This is a genomic window from Pollutimonas bauzanensis (assembly GCF_900129885.1).
Classification (GTDB): domain Bacteria; phylum Pseudomonadota; class Gammaproteobacteria; order Burkholderiales; family Burkholderiaceae_B; genus Pollutimonas; species Pollutimonas bauzanensis.
The window spans coordinates 83,146-99,778 of sequence record NZ_FQXE01000007.1; the positions used below are offsets into that span (position 1 = coordinate 83,146).

The 16,633-nt window shown below is 63.2% G+C and carries 16 protein-coding genes; 7 read left to right on the top strand and 9 right to left on the bottom strand.

Going from position 1 to position 16,633, the window contains the following annotated elements:
* Nucleotides 1-119 precede the first annotated feature (119 nt).
* Nucleotides 120-1,550 (top strand): oxygen-independent coproporphyrinogen III oxidase, encoded by a 1,431-nt coding sequence (hemN, locus tag BUB23_RS14365; RefSeq protein ID WP_073103942.1) that lies wholly within the window; start codon nt 120-122, stop codon nt 1,548-1,550.
* A gap of 10 nt (nt 1,551-1,560) precedes the next feature.
* On the opposite strand, the gene BUB23_RS14370 is transcribed toward hemN, so the two are convergent.
* Nucleotides 1,561-1,950 carry a YbaN family protein gene (locus BUB23_RS14370; RefSeq protein WP_073103944.1) on the bottom strand — a complete coding sequence of 130 codons (390 nt, stop codon included), beginning with the start codon at nt 1,948-1,950 and terminating at the stop codon, nt 1,561-1,563.
* Nucleotides 1,951-2,022: 72 nt separating this feature from the next.
* On the opposite strand from BUB23_RS14370, the gene BUB23_RS14375 reads away from it, so the two are divergent.
* A complete protein-coding gene (locus BUB23_RS14375; protein WP_073103945.1) occupies nt 2,023-2,703 on the top strand; it encodes a Crp/Fnr family transcriptional regulator in 681 nt (226 codons plus the stop codon).
* Here BUB23_RS14375 and BUB23_RS14380 read toward each other — a convergent pair.
* Both BUB23_RS14380 and BUB23_RS14385 read right to left on the bottom strand, forming a co-directional pair.
* Nucleotides 2,683-3,993, bottom strand: coding sequence for a hypothetical protein (locus BUB23_RS14380; protein WP_073103947.1), 1,311 nt, complete (start codon nt 3,991-3,993; stop codon nt 2,683-2,685). The two genes, BUB23_RS14375 and BUB23_RS14380, sit on opposite strands and share 21 nt — an antisense overlap.
* Entirely contained in the window at nt 3,993-4,232 is a 240-nt protein-coding gene (locus BUB23_RS14385; RefSeq protein WP_073103948.1) for a DUF2249 domain-containing protein, read from the bottom strand. Before BUB23_RS14385 ends, BUB23_RS14380 begins: the two co-directional genes overlap by 1 nt.
* A gap of 210 nt (nt 4,233-4,442) precedes the next feature.
* On the opposite strand from BUB23_RS14385, the gene BUB23_RS14390 reads away from it, so the two are divergent.
* From BUB23_RS14390 to ubiT, 5 genes are all read left to right on the top strand, one after another.
* Nucleotides 4,443-5,648 (top strand): NAD(P)H-dependent flavin oxidoreductase, encoded by a 1,206-nt coding sequence (locus tag BUB23_RS14390; RefSeq protein WP_084136031.1) that lies wholly within the window; start codon nt 4,443-4,445, stop codon nt 5,646-5,648.
* A gap of 130 nt (nt 5,649-5,778) precedes the next feature.
* Nucleotides 5,779-6,831 (top strand): ubiquinone anaerobic biosynthesis protein UbiU, encoded by a 1,053-nt coding sequence (ubiU, locus tag BUB23_RS14395; RefSeq protein WP_073103951.1) that lies wholly within the window; start codon nt 5,779-5,781, stop codon nt 6,829-6,831.
* 58 nt (nt 6,832-6,889) lie between these two features.
* Nucleotides 6,890-7,777, top strand: a complete 888-nt coding sequence (gene ubiV, locus BUB23_RS14400) for a ubiquinone anaerobic biosynthesis protein UbiV (RefSeq protein WP_073103952.1) — start codon at nt 6,890-6,892, stop codon at nt 7,775-7,777.
* A gap of 21 nt (nt 7,778-7,798) precedes the next feature.
* Nucleotides 7,799-8,416 (top strand): PAQR family membrane homeostasis protein TrhA, encoded by a 618-nt coding sequence (gene trhA / locus BUB23_RS14405; protein ID WP_073103954.1) that lies wholly within the window; start codon nt 7,799-7,801, stop codon nt 8,414-8,416.
* A gap of 43 nt (nt 8,417-8,459) precedes the next feature.
* Nucleotides 8,460-8,945 (top strand): ubiquinone anaerobic biosynthesis accessory factor UbiT, encoded by a 486-nt coding sequence (gene ubiT, locus BUB23_RS14410; protein WP_073103955.1) that lies wholly within the window; start codon nt 8,460-8,462, stop codon nt 8,943-8,945.
* Nucleotides 8,946-8,974: 29 nt separating this feature from the next.
* Here ubiT and BUB23_RS14415 read toward each other — a convergent pair whose 3' ends face one another.
* From BUB23_RS14415 to BUB23_RS14440, 6 genes are all read right to left on the bottom strand, one after another.
* The gene (locus tag BUB23_RS14415; RefSeq protein WP_073104162.1) at nt 8,975-9,694 is read right to left on the bottom strand and encodes an anaerobic ribonucleoside-triphosphate reductase activating protein; all 720 of its coding nucleotides are present in this window, start codon (nt 9,692-9,694) and stop codon (nt 8,975-8,977) included.
* A 19-nt stretch (nt 9,695-9,713) separates the two neighbouring features.
* Complete coding sequence (gene nrdD / locus BUB23_RS14420) at nt 9,714-9,905, bottom strand: anaerobic ribonucleoside-triphosphate reductase (RefSeq protein ID WP_073103956.1); 192 nt, start codon at nt 9,903-9,905, stop codon at nt 9,714-9,716.
* 76 nt (nt 9,906-9,981) lie between these two features.
* On the bottom strand, nt 9,982-11,682 hold the full coding sequence (locus BUB23_RS14425) for a ribonucleoside triphosphate reductase (protein ID WP_073103958.1): 1,701 nt from the start codon (nt 11,680-11,682) through the stop codon (nt 9,982-9,984).
* A gap of 188 nt (nt 11,683-11,870) precedes the next feature.
* Nucleotides 11,871-12,134 (bottom strand): DUF2249 domain-containing protein, encoded by a 264-nt coding sequence (locus BUB23_RS14430; RefSeq protein ID WP_073104163.1) that lies wholly within the window; start codon nt 12,132-12,134, stop codon nt 11,871-11,873.
* A 194-nt stretch (nt 12,135-12,328) separates the two neighbouring features.
* Complete coding sequence (locus tag BUB23_RS14435) at nt 12,329-14,617, bottom strand: ATP-dependent DNA helicase (RefSeq protein WP_073103959.1); 2,289 nt, start codon at nt 14,615-14,617, stop codon at nt 12,329-12,331.
* A complete protein-coding gene (locus BUB23_RS14440; protein ID WP_073104165.1) occupies nt 14,614-16,332 on the bottom strand; it encodes a VRR-NUC domain-containing protein in 1,719 nt (572 codons plus the stop codon). The genes BUB23_RS14435 and BUB23_RS14440 overlap by 4 nt, the downstream gene beginning before the upstream one ends.
* Between the last annotated feature and the right edge of the window lie 301 nt (nt 16,333-16,633).

Consider the following 16,633-nt stretch of genomic DNA (forward strand, 5'->3'; position numbering starts at 1 on the left):
CTAGGTCAAAAAAATTTTCCGCCTCAAAGCAGACAATGTCACATTGAAGCAGACCGCGTTCCGGGCGGCGCGCACGGCGCGGCGCAAGGGATCGGGCCTGCCATAATCGGAGCAAGGCCATGAGTGCCGTTAATGTCAGCAATATGCAGGAAGCACAGAATACCGTCATCTTTCCCGAAATCGAAATTTCAGAGGCGCTGATACGCCGTTTCGATAGTTCCGGGCCGCGCTACACCTCATATCCCACGGCCGACCGCTTCAGGTCGGGTTTCAACGAACCATCGTATAAAAATTATCTGGCCCAGCGCGCCACGGCCGCCAGCAACCCGCCGCTGTCGGTGTATGTGCATTTGCCCTTCTGTGAGTCGCTTTGCTATTTTTGCGGCTGTAACAAGATCATCACCCAGGACCATGGCCGCTCGGCCGAATACCTGCGCTACCTGGACAAGGAAATGGCGCTGGTGGCCGGCCATCTCGGGCCCGATCGTCAAACCGCGCAGCTGCATCTGGGCGGAGGCACGCCCACTTTCCTGAGCGCGGCGGAACTGACCCATCTGATGGATTCCCTGCGCGGCCATTTCGATTTTGCGCCCGATGCCGAGCTTGGGGTCGAAATCGATCCGCGCACGGTAAGCGACGCGACCCTGGCCATGCTGGCCGGCCTGGGCTTCAACCGCACGAGCTTCGGCGTGCAGGATTTCGACCCGCAAGTCCAGGCCGCCGTCAACCGCATACAGCCCCTGGAAATGGTGGAAAAGGCGCTGCTCGCCAGCCGCAGCGCCGGCTTTCAGTCGGTAAACGTGGATCTCATCTATGGCTTGCCCAAACAGACCCTGGCCAGCTTCGACCGCACGCTCGACGAGGTCATACGCCTTGCGCCCGACCGCATCGCCCTGTACAACTATGCGCATCTGCCCAGCCGCTTCAAGGCCCAGCGCCTGATCGTGGCCAGCGATCTGCCGTCGGCCGAGAGGCGCTTGCAGATTTTCCTGATGTCGACGCGGCGCCTGCTCGAAGGCGGCTACGTCTATATCGGCCTGGACCACTTTGCCAAGCCGGACGACGAATTGAACAAGGCGCGCCTGGACCGCAGCCTGCACCGCAACTTCCAGGGCTACACGACCCGGGCCGAATGCGACCTGATCGGCCTGGGGGTGTCGGCCATAGGCAAGGTCGGGCGCTCGTACAGCCAGTCCGTGCGCACCCTGAATGCCTATTACCAGTATCTGGACCAAGGCCGGCTGCCGATCGAAAAGGGCTTCGACCTCAGCCCCGACGACGTCCTGCGCCGCGAGGTGATCATGGCCCTGATGTGCAGCATGCCCCTGGATTTCGCCGCGATCAACCAAACGCACGGCATCGATTTCGTCAGTTATTTCGCGCCGGAATTGGCGCGCCTCGATCAATACGAAGAGGCCGGCCTGATGCGGACCACCGGACAAGGCATTACCATCACGCCCAAAGGGCGCCTGTTTGTGCGGGCCATAGGCATGGTGTTCGATAAATACATGGGGCAGCCTACGGTATCGACCTATTCCAAGCTGATCTAGCCGCGTTTTTTCATTCGGGGGCGCGGGGCTGTGGCGGCGCCGCCGGCGGGGTCCTGGCCCTGAGCAGGTAAGCCGACACCGCCACGCCGGGAATCAGCAGGCAGACGCGTAGCCAGGCGATGTGGATGAACCAGGCTGAAAATGCCAGCGACGACCACAGGAAAATCAAGGCCATGATCTTCGCACGCAGCGTAATGCCGCGGCCGCTGTGTATATTGGCAAGATAGGGGCCGAATACCTTGTTGTCCATCAGCCAGCCATGCAGGCGGTCGGAGCCGCGCAGGTAGCATGCCGAGGCGAGCAGCAGGAAAGGCGTGGTGGGAAGCAGGGGCAGGAATATGCCGAGAACGGCAAGAACCAGCGCCAGCGTTCCCGCAATGTTGAACAGGGTTTTGATCACTACGGTAATTCCGCTACAGGTTTTGTGGCGTGACGCGGTGTAAATACAGCATCGTTACGGGATTCTAGCAATATGACGACAAACAAGCTGCGGATTCAGGATTTTCTGTCCAGGGTGCCGTTGTTCAATGAACTGGGAGCCGACGAGCTCGACAATATTGCGGCGGGCACGACGGAAGTGCAGGTCGCCCGGGGAGACATGGTGTTTCATCGCGGCGAACCTTGCCTGGGCTTCCATACGGTGGTCTATGGCCAAGTGAAACTCATGTTCGTATCGCCCATGGGCGGCGAAAAAGTCGTGCGGCTCATCGGCCCCGGCGGCGGCTTCGGCGAGGCGCTGATGTTCATGGACAAAGCCTATATCCTCTCGGCGCAGGCGCTGGCCGATACCTTGCTGCTGCACGTCGACAAGGCGGTGCTGTTTCGCGAGCTGGACCGCTGCCCCGGCCTGGCCAGGAAAATGCTGGCCGGCCTGAGCCAGCGCCTGCATGCCCTGGTCAATGACGTCGAAGCTTATTCGCTGCGCTCGGGCACCCAGCGGGTCATAGGCTATCTGCTGCAGGGGGAAGACCTCGAAGACGGCCGGCAGTTCAGGCTTGAAACCAGCAAGACCGTCATTGCCTCGCGCCTGAACCTGACGCCGGAGCATTTCTCGCGGATTTTGCACGACCTGAGCGCCAACGGCCTCATCAGGGTCAAGGGCCGTGAAATAACCATCCTGGATCTCAATAAGCTAAGAGCGTACCAGGGCTAGGGCAATCTCCTTCCTGACGCGCAGGTACAGGCGTATGGCGCCCGCCATATTCCATCCCAGCCAGGCGGCCGAAAAGGCGAAGGCCGCCGCCGCCGCGTGGGTGAACGGCCCCGGCCACAGGCTGGCCGCCGCAAGCAGCAGCAGGGCCGCCAAATGCGCCCGGAACTGCCTTGCCGCAATATGATCGGGAATGATGTCCTTGACCTTGGGGACGATGCGCAGGGCGATCGCCAGGTCTTTCTGCGTGTGGTACCACAGCAGGAAAGGGATGATCTTGTACAGCATGCCGTTGACGGCCGACCAGGCGAAACCGGCGATGAACAGCGCGCCCAGCGTCACCGAATAGTCCGAGCCCGTGGCGATTTGCGCCAGCCATACCGGGGCGCAGCCTGCCAGGCTGGCCATGGCGGTGCGCCAGAACAGCGTGGTGGCGTCGGCTTTGGGCCGCTTGCGCGTCCACAACAGGTAAAAGGTGACGCTGGCGAATGCCGCGTAGGCCGCGAGGATCAGCGCCGCCGCGGCGCGGCCGGGCGCAAGGCCGCCACCGGGCCGCGGCAGCGCGGCAGCGGTCCAGACCGCCAGCAGGATGAATACCAGCGGCGCCAGCCAGCGCGTCGCCAGGCGCGGGTATAGCTCGGTGACCTGGAATATCGGGATGACCTGATACGCCATGCCCACGACCAGCAGCCCCACCCAGCCCAGCAGCCCCCAGGCCGCGTGCATATCGGTCAGCAATGCCATGGGCAGGGGCAGCGGCCACGCGAATCCGGCGGCCAGCAGCCCGCCCAGCGCGACCGTGGCGAACAATGCCGCAAGCGCCAGCCGGACGGCCGACAGGACTTCCGCCGCCTCTTTTGCCGCCGCGCGCCGATAGCGCCAGAATCCGCCCAGACAGGCGGCCAGCAGCCAGGCAAAGGCCGCCGCCAGCGCGCATAGCGCGAGCGCGAACAGCAGCGGGCGCGCCAGCAGGAAGCCGCCCGCCAGGGCCAGCGTGCCCAGGGTCAGCAAGGCATGCACCAGCGCGGATGTCAGGCGCGGGGCCAGCACGCTCACCCCGGTCGCGACCGGCAATATCTGCATCAGCGCGCCCGCCATGGCGCTTGCCAGCACGCCCAGTGTCAGCAAGTGGGTCAGGGCCAGGGTGTACGGGGTCCATCGCGACGCCATGGCCTGCGGGCCGGCCCATAACAGCAGCGCGCCGGCCAGCGCGGCGAAAACCGGGACATTGATGAAAAAGCGCAGCGGCACGGCGAGCGGCGGCGAGTTGCCGAAAGACAGGGCGCGCCGCATCAGCCCTTGTGCCAGATGAGGATCTCGTAGCGGAAGTCGGCGGTGGCGCTGGCCAGGTACGAGAAGTTGTTGTTGTCCAGGATGGGGTACAGCGGCCGCGGTTCGCGGTCTATCAGCATGCGCAGGCGCTGATGGCGTTCCAGGACGGACAGCGCTTCCAGGACGAGCTCCAGCGGTTCGGGCGGCTCGAGGCCGCGAGCGTCCAGGGTGATCTCGTGTTCCGGGAGTTCAGGGGTCATGGTTGGCGGGCGGGATCCGAAGACGGGTTGACTATGTTGCAACCATACACGCGCGCTGGGCGCCCTGGCAGAATAACCACAAAGTGAACCGTGCATTTTTACATTGACTTAAAAGACCTAACCTTGATTTTTATTAAGGAATATGAATCCATTCGGCTGCATAGTGGCTACTGCGTTTCCACGCCCATTATTTTATGAAGGACGATTATTGTGCTGCATTCCGCTCTAGAACGACTCAAGCTGAAAGGCAAATCGCTATTACCCATCGTGCAGGGCGGAATGGGCGTGGGCGTTTCCGCCCACCGGCTGGCAGGGACGGTAGCCTCCCTCGGGGCATTCGGAACCATCTCCAGCGTCGACCTGCGCCGCCATCATCCCGACCTCATGGTCCAGACCGGCCGTTCGCGCGACAAGGCGCTGATCGATGCCGCCAATCTGGTGGCCCTGGACCGCGAGCTCATCGCGGCGAAAAAAATCGCCAAGGGCAATGGGCTGGTGGCGGTCAATGTCATGAAAGCCGTGGCCGAATACGCCGCCTACGTGCGCCAGGCCTGCGAAAGCGATGCCGATGCCGTAGTGGTGGGCGCCGGCCTGCCGCTGGACCTGCCCGAACTCACCACCAATTTTCCCAAGGTGGCCCTGGTCCCCATCCTGTCCGACGTGCGCGGCATAGGCGTCATTATAAAGAAATGGATGCGCAAGAATCGCCTGCCCGACGCCATCGTCATCGAAAACCCGCGCTACGCCGCCGGCCACCTGGGCGCACCCAGCACCGATGCCCTGAACAACCCCAATTTCGCCTTTCCCACCGTGCTGGAAGGCACGCTGCAATTGTTCAAGGACCTCGGGCTCGAACAGGAAAACATCCCCCTGATCACCGGCGGCGGCATTCACACCCACCGCCAGGTGGTCGATCTCATGGGCATGGGCGCAAGCGCCGTGCAGCTGGGCACGCCTTTCGCCGTCACCGAAGAAGGCGATGCGCATCCCAATTTCAAAAAGGTGCTGGTCGAAGCCAAGCCCGAGGATATCGTCACGTTCATGAGCGTCGCCGGCTTGCCGGCCCGCGCCGTGCGCACGCCCTGGCTGGCCAACTACCTCGAAAAGGAAGCCAAGCTGCAGCGCATGGCCAAGCCCAAGCCATGCACCGTGGGCTTCGATTGCCTGGCCCAGTGCGGCCTGCGCGATGGCATTTCCAAGCATGGCCAGTTCTGCATAGACACCCAGCTGGCATTCGCCCTGGCGGGCGATATCAAGCGCGGCCTGTTTTTCCGCGGCTCTGAAAAACTGCCCTTCGGCAATGCCATACGGCCGGTGCGGGAACTCATCGAGTACCTGCTGACGGGCCTGCGCCCCGCGCTGGCGGCCGTATCGGCCCCTACCGTGAGGCTGGAACCGGCATTCGCTCCCGCCTGAGCGTCTTCACATCCATTTTTACCGGAACAAGAAACCGGGGGCGCCTTATCGGAAATCCTGATGACGCAATGGCCCCGGGGGACTTGCGCCCGGATTTCCGCGAGCAGCTTACTCATACACGACCGATACCATGAACCAGACATTTCCCATACAGCAAGATCCCACCAGCGCCGGCGGCTCGCCGGCCATGGAACTGGTCTGCCCGGCGGGCAGTTTGCCGGCGCTCAAAACCGCCATCGACAACGGGGCCGACTGTGTCTATCTGGGTTTTCGCGACGCCACCAACGCGCGCAATTTCGCCGGCCTGAATTTCGACGAAGCGGCGATCAACGAAGGCATACGCTACGCCCACGCGAACCGGCGCAAGGTGTATCTGGCGCTCAATACCTACGCGCAGCCCGCCGGCTGGCGCTTGTGGCGCGAGGCCGTCGACCGGGCGGCCGCGTCGGGCATAGACGCCATGATCGTGGCCGACCCCGGGCTGATGCAATACGCCGCCCAGCAGCATCCCCAGCTGCGCCTGCATTTGTCGGTGCAGGGTTCGGCCACCAACTATGAAGCCATCAATTTCTATCACGAGCATTTCGGCGTGGCGCGCGCCGTGCTGCCCCGGGTATTGTCGCTGGCGCAGGTCGAGCAGGTCACCGAAAAAACGCCGGTCGAAATCGAGGTATTCGGTTTTGGCAGCCTGTGCGTCATGGTGGAAGGGCGCTGCGCCCTGTCGTCGTACGCGACGGGCGAGTCGCCCAATACGCATGGCGTGTGCTCGCCGGCAAAGTCGGTGCGCTGGCAGCAGACCGCCGCGGGGCTGGAGTCGCGCCTGAACGGCGTCCTGATAGACCGCTACGCCGACAGTGAAAACGCCGGCTATCCCACATTGTGCAAGGGCCGCTTCGATGTGGCCGGCGAAAACTACTACGCGCTCGAAGAACCGACCAGCCTGAACACCCTGGAGCTTCTGCCCAAGCTCATGAAAATGGGCGTGCGCGCCATAAAAATCGAGGGGCGGCAGCGCAGTCCGGCGTATGTGGCCCAGGTCACCCGCGTATGGCGCGATGCGATCGACCAGTGCCTGGCCAGCCAGCAGCGCTATTCCGTCAAGCCCGGCTGGATGGCGGAATTGAACAAGGTGGCCGAAGGGCAGCAGCACACGCTGGGCGCCTATCACCGTCCATGGAAATAAGGAGCATGGCATTGCTCGGATCAACAGGAACACGCCGCAACATGCAGGAGGCAGTATTGTGAAAATCGCTTTGGGACCCCTTCAATATTACTGGTCGCGTGTGACCACGATGCAGTTCTATGAAGCCATGGCGCACACGCCGGTGGACATCGTCTACCTGGGCGAAACGGTTTGCTCGCGCAGGCACGAATTGCGGCTGCCGGACTGGCTGGAAATCGCCGACATGCTGGCGGAGGCCGGCAAAGAGGTGGTCTTGTCGACCCAGGTGCTGCTGGAGTCCGGCAATGACCTGACCGTGATGCGCAAAATCGCCGATAATGGCCGCTATGCCGTCGAGGCCAACGATATGGGCGCGGTGCACTGCCTCGAAGGCAGGCCGTTCATAGGCGGGCCTTATCTGAACGTATACAGCGCCCCGACGCTGAATCTGCTGGCGCAGCTCGGGGCGCGCCGCTGGGTCATGCCTCTTGAAATGGGCAGTGCGGGCCTGGCCCAGATGCAGCAGGACCGCCCGGCGGGCATGGAGACCGAAGTCTTCGCCTATGGGCGCATGCCCCTGGCTTTCTCGGCCCGCTGCTTTACCGCCCGCAACCGCAATATACCCAAGGACAATTGCCAGTATGTCTGCATGGACCATCCCGACGGACTGCTGCTGGAAACCCGCGAAGGCCAGCCTTTCCTGGTATTGAACGGCATACAGACCCAGTCGGCCCTGGTCTATACCTTGCTGCACGAGCTTGGCGCCATGCGGGAGCTGCAGGTGGACGTGGTGCGCATCAGCCCGCAATCGCAGTACACGGCCGATATCGTGGAATTGTTCCATGGCGTCATCCACGCGCAGCTGAACCCGACGGACGCCTACGATCAACTGCTGCCCTTGATGCCGGCCGCGCCCTGTAACGGCTATTGGTATGGCAAGCCCGGCCTGGAATTGATGGTAGCGTAAACAAAGGAGCGGCAATAATTCATGTACTACGGCGAGCGGTTCAATAGCATCAGCCACCTGGCGGGCGCCGCTTTGGCGACGGTCGGCACGGCGGTGCTGGTCATCCTGGCGGCGCGCCTGGGCGACCCCTGGAAGATCGTCAGTTTCAGCGTGTACGGGGCCATGCTGATAGCTCTGTACCTGTCCTCGACGCTCTATCACAGCCTGCGCGGCCGCGCCAAGAGAATCTGGTGCAAATTCGACCATTGCACGATTTACCTGCTGATTGCCGGCAGCTATACGCCTTTTGCGCTGGTCAGCCTGCGCGGCGCCTGGGGCTGGTCCCTGTTCGGTTGCGTATGGGGTCTGGCCGCGTTCGGCATTGTGCAGGAAATCTGGCTGGCCAAGGGGCAGCGCATTCTTTCGCTGCTGATCTACGTGCTGATGGGCTGGCTGGCGGCCATAGCCGCGGCGCCCCTGATCGAGGCGCTTTCATGGCCGGGCTTTCTGTGGCTGGCCGGCGGCGGCCTGATCTACACCGTCGGCATCATCTTCTATGCATTCGACGACAAATGGCGCCACGCCCATGGGGTCTGGCATTTGTTCGTGCTGGCCGGCAGCGCTTGTCATTATTTTACCGTTGTGTCCTATGTCGCCTGAGGCATGGGTCTTTTGAATCATGGGTCTTCATAAGGAGTTGTCAATGAGTCCCGCGTCCTACCAAGTTCCCGCTCCCCTGGGAAAAATACTGTCGCGCTTGCCCGCCTATCCCGGTTCCGTCCTGTTCGCGGCGGGCCTGAACCTGGCGCTGGCCCGGCATCTGCCGGCGGACACGCTGCGCCTGCTGGATGGCCGCAAGCTGCGCATACAGGTAAGGGATGCCGGGGTGGCTTTCGATTTCATCTGGCGCGATGGCTCGTTTTCGGCGGCCAGGCATGGCGATGACATCGCCTTGACCATCAGCGCCAGCGCCCATGACTTTTTCCTGGTGGCGCAGCGCAAAGAGGACCCGGATACGCTGTTCTTCAGCCGGCGCCTGGTCATGGAGGGCGACACCGAGCTGGGCCTGCTGGTGAAGAACACCCTCGACGCGATCGACCTTTCGGTATTTTCGCCGGGCAATTTCCTTGCCGCCCACCTGCCCGGCCGCGCCGCCCGCGCGGGGAAGTCCTCGAATATGGTGGACTGATCTGATGTACGGCGGGCCGGCCGCGGCCGCTATGCCCGCCGCAAAGTGAACGCCGGAAACAGCGGGGCTATCCGCTGCACCAGGCCGGCGCTGGGGTAATTGCCCGTCATGGTGTTGTTCAAGGCGGGGTCGCTGCAGCCTTGCATGCGAAACACCTGCAAGACATAGTTTTTGACCTGCATGCCGGCCAGGGCCTGCGCCAGCTGCCATAGTTCCGTTTCAGGCAGCAGGGCGGGGTGCGCCGTCGTGCGGCATTCATAGTCCACGCCGCTGGCCAGCACCGCTTCCAGGCTGGCCAGGGCCGGGCCGCCGCTGCCGCCCACCTGGGTGACGTTCGCATAATTGGCGAACATCGCCTTGACATCCAGCCCTACCCAATCCAGCAATGGCAGGATGCTTTTGAGCCGTTGCGGATGCGTGCCCCCACTATGCAAGCCGATTTTGAAGCCCAGGGCGCGCACTTGCGCGATGGCATCGGCCAGGCAGGGGTCCATGGTGGGTTCCCCGCCACTAAATACCACCGCGTCGATCAGCCCGATTCGTCTTTTCAGCAGACCGAGCACGTCGGTCCAGGCGATAGGGCTGTGGCGGGTGCGCTCCTGCAGATGCGGGTTGTGGCAGTAGCCGCAGCGCCAGGGGCAGCCTTGCACGAATACCGCCGCGGCCAGCTGGCCCGGGTAGTCGGTGGCGGTGAACGGCGTCACTCCGCCCACTTTAAGCATGCGCTGGCGCCCGGCATGCAAATCCAGCGGGCGCTGTTGGCTGGCTTCAGGCGGCAAGCCGGGCACCTTGCTCGGTGAAGTATTTGCGCTCGTGGAATTCGCCTTTCTTGCCGATATTGAACGAGGACATGGGGCGGTGGTAGCCCATGACGCGCGTCCAGATTTCGCAAGGCTGGCGTTCATCGTCGGACAGGGTGGCGGCGGTTTGGGCGGCTGGCGATGTTTGGATGGTGTTCATGGTTGGTTCTCCTGGGGTTGAATAAAAAAAGTAAGTGCGTGGTCGAGCCGGCCGGGCGGCCGGGGTATCGGTGCGCCTAGGCGGCTTGCCGCTGTTTGCGCGCGAGGATTTCCTCGTCGCATTTGGGGCAGAACTTGTGGCTTCCGCCCAGGTAGCCATGCACCGGGCAGATGGAAAATGTCGGGGTGATGGTGATGTAGGGCAGCTTGAAGCGGCTTAGCGCCCGCTTGACCAGGCTGCGGCAGGCATCGGTCGTGGACAGCGGCTCGGTCATATACAGGTGCAGCACGGTGCCGCCGGTGTATTTGCGCTGCAAGTCGTCCTGGCGTTCCAGCGCTTCGAAGGGGTCGTCGGTAAAGCCCACCGGCAATTGCGATGAATTCGTGTAATAAGGCATCTGCGCGGTGCCCGCCTGCAGGATGTCGGGATAGCGCTTGCGGTCTTCCTTGGCAAAGCGGTAGGTGGTGCCTTCGGCCGGGGTGGCCTCGAGGTTGTACATATGGCCGGTTTCTTCCTGGAAAGCCACCATGCGGGCCCGCACGTGGTCCAGCAGGCGGATGGCGAAGTCATAACCCCAGGCGCTGGTGATGTCGTGCCTGCCCTTGCTGAAGTTGCGTATCATTTCATTGACGCCGTTGACGCCCAGGGTGGAGAAATGGTTGCGCAAGGTTCCCAGATAGCGTTTGGTGTAGGGAAACAGGCCGTTGTCCATATGCCGCTGGATCACTTCCCGCTTGATTTCCAGGCTGGTCTTGCCGAGTTCCAGCAGTTCGTCCAGGCGCCGCAGCAAGGCGGCCTCGTCGCCGGCGTGCAGGTAGCCCAGGCGGGCGCAGTTGATCGTGACCACGCCCAGCGAGCCGGTCTGCTCGGCCGATCCGAACAGGCCGTTGCCGCGCTTGAGCAGTTCGCGCAGATCCAGCTGCAGGCGGCAGCACATCGAGCGGATCATGTTGGGCTTGAGTTCCGAATTGATGAAGTTCTGGAAATACGGCAGGCCGTACTTGGCCGTCATCTCGAACAGGAGTTCGGCATTCGGGCTGTGCCAGTCGAAGTCGTCGGTGATGTTGTAGGTGGGAATCGGGAAGGTGAAAACGCGGCCTTTGGCGTCGCCGGCCATCATGATTTCGATGTAGGCGCGGTTGATCATGTCCATTTCGGCCTGCAGCTCGCCGTAGGTGAAAGCCACTTCGCGCCCGCCTATCAGAGGCACCTGCTCGCGCAGGTCTTCCGGACACACCCAGTCGAAGGTGAGATTGGTGAATGGCGTCTGCGTGCCCCAGCGCGAGGGGACATTCAGGTTGAAGATCAGTTCCTGTATATATTGCTTGACGTCGGCATAGCTGAGGCGGTCCTGGCGGATATAGGGCGCCATGTAGGTGTCGAACGAACTGAAGGCCTGGGCGCCGGCCCATTCATTCTGCAGCGTGCCCAGGAAGTTCACGATCTGGCCCACGGCGCTGGACATGTGCTTGGGCGGGCTGGATTCCACCTTGCCGGGCACGCCGTTGAGGCCTTCGTTGAGCAGCGTGCGCAGCGACCAGCCGGCGCAATAGCCCGAAAGCATGTCCAGGTCGTGGATGTGCAGGTCGGCGTCGCGGTGCGCCTGGCCGACCGCCGCGGGGTATACATGGCTAAGCCAGTAATTGGCGATGACTTTGCCCGATACGTTCAGTATGAGGCCGCCGAGCGAGTAGCCCTGGTTGGCGTTGGCATTGACGCGCCAATCCATTTGTTCGAGATATTCGTTGATGGAAGACGCGACGTCGATCTGAGGCATGTAAGCTCCGTATCACTATATGTTGTGGTCATACGAAGAATAAATACTATATGTAGTGTGGTCAAGGAGCTGTTGCGAGTATTTTGCGATAGCTTGATATAGGTTAAATAAGCTGCCGGCCGGCAAAAAAAACAGTAAAAAAACCGGCTTGCGCCGGTAGGGGTGCCGCGGTGGGATGGAACGCCTGCTCAGGCCAGCACATGGAAATCGATCACGATTTCCCCTGGCTGGCGCGATACGTAGTCGATTTTTATGTGGTCGCCGAAATGGCCTTGCAGTTGCTGCAGCAATGGCAAGGGATCGTGGTCGTTGCAGAAGCGCATGGTTTCGCCGGGCTGCAGGGCCGCCAGGGCGCCGAATATCGCCGCATGGCGGAATCGCTTGGCTACGCCGCGGGCATCGAAGGGATGGATGTTTTGCGAAAATACGGGAATGGGGGTATCACTGGACACAATGGATTCCTTGTGGAATTGCGGTTTGAAAGTTCGCGCAATGACGCTGCCTGGCAAGCGCCGCAGGGGCCGGAAGCATATATTGATCCGGGGCAGATTCTTGCTGCGAAAACGTGCCTGAATTATAGGTAGGGCGGGCCGGAATCAGGCTCAGAACCACATTGCCAATAAGGGAAAGCGCTTCGTTGCCGGCATCACGCCAGCTGGACATGCCACCATGCCGGCAGCAGCTCGCGGACGCGGGCCTGGGCATAGCGGTCGTCGATCAGGTAGACCACGCCGCGATCCGCGTGGCTGCGTATCACCCGGCCCGCGGCCTGCACTACTTTGCGGATGCCGGGATAAAGATAGGTGTAGTCGTATCCGCAGCGCTCGCCAAATGCAGCGCTCATGCATTGCCGGAGCCGTTCGTTGACGGGGTTGATCTGCGGCAGCCCCAGCGTGGATACGAAGGCGCCGATGAGCCGCCGGCCCGGCAAGTCTATGCCTTCGGCAAACGCGCCGCCCAATACGGCAAAGCCTATGCCGGCGCCATCGGCGCTGAAGCGGGCCAGAAATTGTTCTTTCGCCGCCTCGTCCATGCTGCGCGCCTGCTCCCACACCGGTATGTGGGGAAACCGCCGGATGAATTCACCGGCCACTTGCTGCAGGTATTCGAAGCTGCTGAAATAGCTGAGGTAGTTGCCGGGCTGCGCCAGGTACTGGCTGGCCATCAACTGGGCTATGGGCGCCAGCGATAGTGCGCGATGCTGATAGCGCGTGGATATCCGCCCGACCACGCGCACCTGCAACTGCTCGGCTTCGAAGGGAGATTCCACGTCCACCCATGCGGTATTTTCCGGCAGGCCCAGGGTGTCGCGGTAGAACCGCCATGGGCTTAGCGTGGCCGAGAACAGCGTGGCCGCCTGGCTGGCGGCGAACCGCGGTTCCAGGAAAGGGGCCGGGATCAGGTTGCGCAGGCACAGCACGGCCCTGCCTGGCTGCGCGCCTGCCGCCGCCCGCCCGGCGCGCAGGCTGACGTCGAATACGGAATGCGAGCCGAATACTTCCGCCAGGCGCAGAAAATGCAGGATATCGAAATGGAAACGCTGCAGCGCGCTGTCGCCATCTTGCGGGCGGGCGGCGAGGTAGTCCGTGATGGCGCTGCTGGCGCGCAGCAGGGCGGCCTGGAACTTGAAGGGAATCTCGTCGTAGGCCTGGTAGGCGCCGGCCTGATCGCGCCAGGTGTCGCGCCAGCAGCGCGCCAGGCTGCCCAGGGTTTTTCGCAGGGCGGCCGGCGCCGATTGCCGCAGCGCGTGCAGGTCGTATTCGTTCAGCTCGCCGCTGTACATGGCGCGCGCCCGTTCCAGCAGATTGTGGGCCTCGTCGACCAGTACGCCGACTCGCCACTGGCTGCTCGTCGCCAGGCTGTACAGCAGCGCCGAAGCGTCGAAGAAATAGTTGTAGTCGCCGACGATCACGTCGCACCAGCGCGCCAGGTCCTGGCCCAGCCAATAGGGGCATACCTGGTGCAGCAAGGCGATTTTTCGCAATGCGGTCTTGTCCAGCGTGGCGGCGTCCACCGCCGCCCGGCGGGCGGCGGGCAGGCGGTCGTAAAAGCCGCGGGCCAGCGGACAGGCCTCGCCGTGGCAGGCCTGGCCGGGATATTCGCAGGTCTTTTCCTTGGCGGTCAGTTCCAGTACGCGCATCCGGACGGCGGGCCTTGCGCCGCGCCCCTGGGCCAGCGTGGCGAGGGCGTCCAGGGCCAGCTGCCGCCCGGAAGTCTTGGCGGTGAGGAAGAATATCTTGTCCAGGCCGGCCCTGGGGGCGGCTTTCAGCAGGGGGAATAACGTCCCCACGGTTTTGCCTATGCCGGTGGGCGCCTGGGCCATCAGGCAGCGGTCCTGCCTGGCTGCCTTGTAGACGGTTTCGGAAAGCTGGCGCTGCCCCTTGCGAAACGATACGTGGGGAAAAGCCAGGGCTTCCAGCGCCAGGTCGCGCTGGGCGCGATGCGCCAACTCCTGTTCCGCCCAATCGATGAAAAGATCGCAGCGCTGATGAAAATACTGTTCCAGCGCGGCCGCGCTGCATGCCTCGACGATGGCGGTTTCCTTGCGCTGGGCGATGTCGTAGTAGACCAGCGCGATGCGGATTTCCTCCAGCCCCTGCTGCTCGCATAGCAGGTGGCCATAGACTTTGGCCTGCGCCCAGTGCAGGGCGCGGTGATTGGCGGGCATGGCATCCAGTTCGCCGCGGAAGGTCTTGATTTCTTCGACTTGCCTGAGGCTGGCGTCGTAGCCGTCGGCGCGCCCGCGCACCCGCAGATTGCGGTATTCGCCGCAGAGGCTGATTTCGGATTGGTAGCCCGCCCCGCGCCTGGACCTGACCGCCGCATGGCCTTCCATGCCCTCCTGGGCGGTCGGCGACGGCGTGAAGCGCAGGTCCAGATCGCCGCACTTGGCGGTGAACTCGCATAATGTGCGCACGGCGACGGTGTATTTCATGGCATGTCGGCGGGCTGATACCGCACGTAGCAGACGGCTACAGGCATGTCGCGGGCATGGCAGTAATCCAGCCAGCGGATCTGGTTGTCCTGCAGGCGGTCGCCCGGCCCTTTGACTTCTATCATCTGGTAGCGCCGCTCCGCCGGCCAGAACTGGATCAGGTCGGGCAGGCCGGATCGGTTGCCGCGCAGGTCCCGAAGCAGGCGTTCGAAGGCGAATTCGAGGTGCCGCGCCGGTATGCAGGCCAAAGCCATGGCCAGTACCTCCGCGCCAATGACATCCCAGGCGACGAAGGGCGATTGAATCCCCGCCTTGCAGGCATAGTTGCGCAGGATGGTGTGCTTGTACTGCCCCGAAGCCAGCTGTGCAAAGCAGGCGGCGAACAGCGCCCGGCGGCGCGGATGGAAGTCGGCGCGCAGCAGGTCGGCCGGGCCCTGCTGGAAGGGGTGGAAAAAGGCCCCGGGTATGGCGGCAAAGATCGCGTCCCAGCACAACAGCCCGAAGAGGGCGGTGATCAGCGTGTTCTCGACATAGAAAACCGGCGCCTGGGGTTTTTGCAGATGATGGCGGACTTGTTCCTCGACGCGCAGCCAGGCCGCCGGCGCCGGCAGTTCCAGGCGGGTTTGCGGCACGCCGCTGGCCGCCCGCCGCGCGGCGCGGGCGCCGCCGCTGCGGCGCAGCAGCCGCGGCATCATGCGCGCCAACAACTGCTGCTCGGCCTCGCTTTCCGGAGCGGGCAGGGCCGCTTGCGCGAGTTCCAGCGCCTGTTCGAAGCGCTGCGCGCGTTCGAGCACGCGTATGCGGCGCGCGCGCGCGCCAGGGTAGGCGCAGCCTTCATAGCAGTCCAGCGCGTGGTCCCAATTGCCGGAACGTTCGTGGTGCTGGCCTATCTGGAAGAGCAGTTTTCCGCGGCGGGCTTCCAGCCAGTCGTTCTCATGGGCGGGCGGAATCGCCTTGCGGACGGCGGCGATCGCCTCGGCGTCGGCCGCCTCGACGCCGGCCATGTAGGCTTCCCTGCAGTGATGCAGGTGCAGGTAAGCGTCCACGTCCTGGCGCGTGTGAAAAGCCCGCGAGCCGCGGGAGAATTCCACTTTTTCGTAGGTGAACAGGCCAAGGTCGGACAGCACGAATTCGGTCCAGTCCTGGCGCAGGTTGCCAAAGAACATGAGGCGCAAGCGTTCCGAAAGCGCGGCGATGTTTTCCCGGTAAACGGCATCGCCGGACAAGCCGCTTGCGGCGCCGCCGGGCGCCGAGGGCCGCTGGCCGGCCCACTGGCTATAGGGACGGGCTTCGGGAAACTGCGCCTGCAGGCATGCCAGCTGGACGGGCTTGGCCGCCGCGGCGGCTTGCGCGGCGGCCAATTGCGGCCGGAACAGCGTGGCCAGTTCGGCCTTGGTCAGCAGGTCGAACAGCTCGTCCAGCGTGAGCAGGGGGTCTTCGCTCACCCATCCCGCCGCGATAAGCGGCCGCGCCGCCATGGAGGGGCTGCCGATCTCGCGGTATTGCAGTTTGCTGGCGCGGAACAGGCTGCCCTTGCGCATGATCATGCGCACCAGCAGGCCGCGAGACGCCTGGGGCGCCTGCAGGAAAGCGCGGATGAATTCGTGCTCGTCGCTTTGCAGGAGATCGCCATAGCGTTGGGCGATCCACCGCAGGACGAACTCGAAATTGTCCAGGTAGTACCAGGGGTTTTCGAGCGGCTTGGGAGAAGGCATAGGAAAAAGGGGCGCCGCGAAGGCGGCGCCGGTCATGTGCTGGGTATTTGTACAGTTTATCAGTTTGTCGCCCCGCCGTTCTTGTTACAGAGAGGTCTTATGGTTAAGCGGATGTTACCGGCCGCCGCCGCCACTGATCTCTTGGCGGGAGCCCCGCGCCCGGACGCGGCGCATGCCCCAGAGGCGCGCAATACAAGGGCGCGGCGCCTTTTTCTGCCAGGCGGCGCAGGGAAGGAAAGCGCCGCGGCATGCAAGTTGCCCGCTTACATTCGCAACCTTTCCTTCTTGACCGATGCCGAGA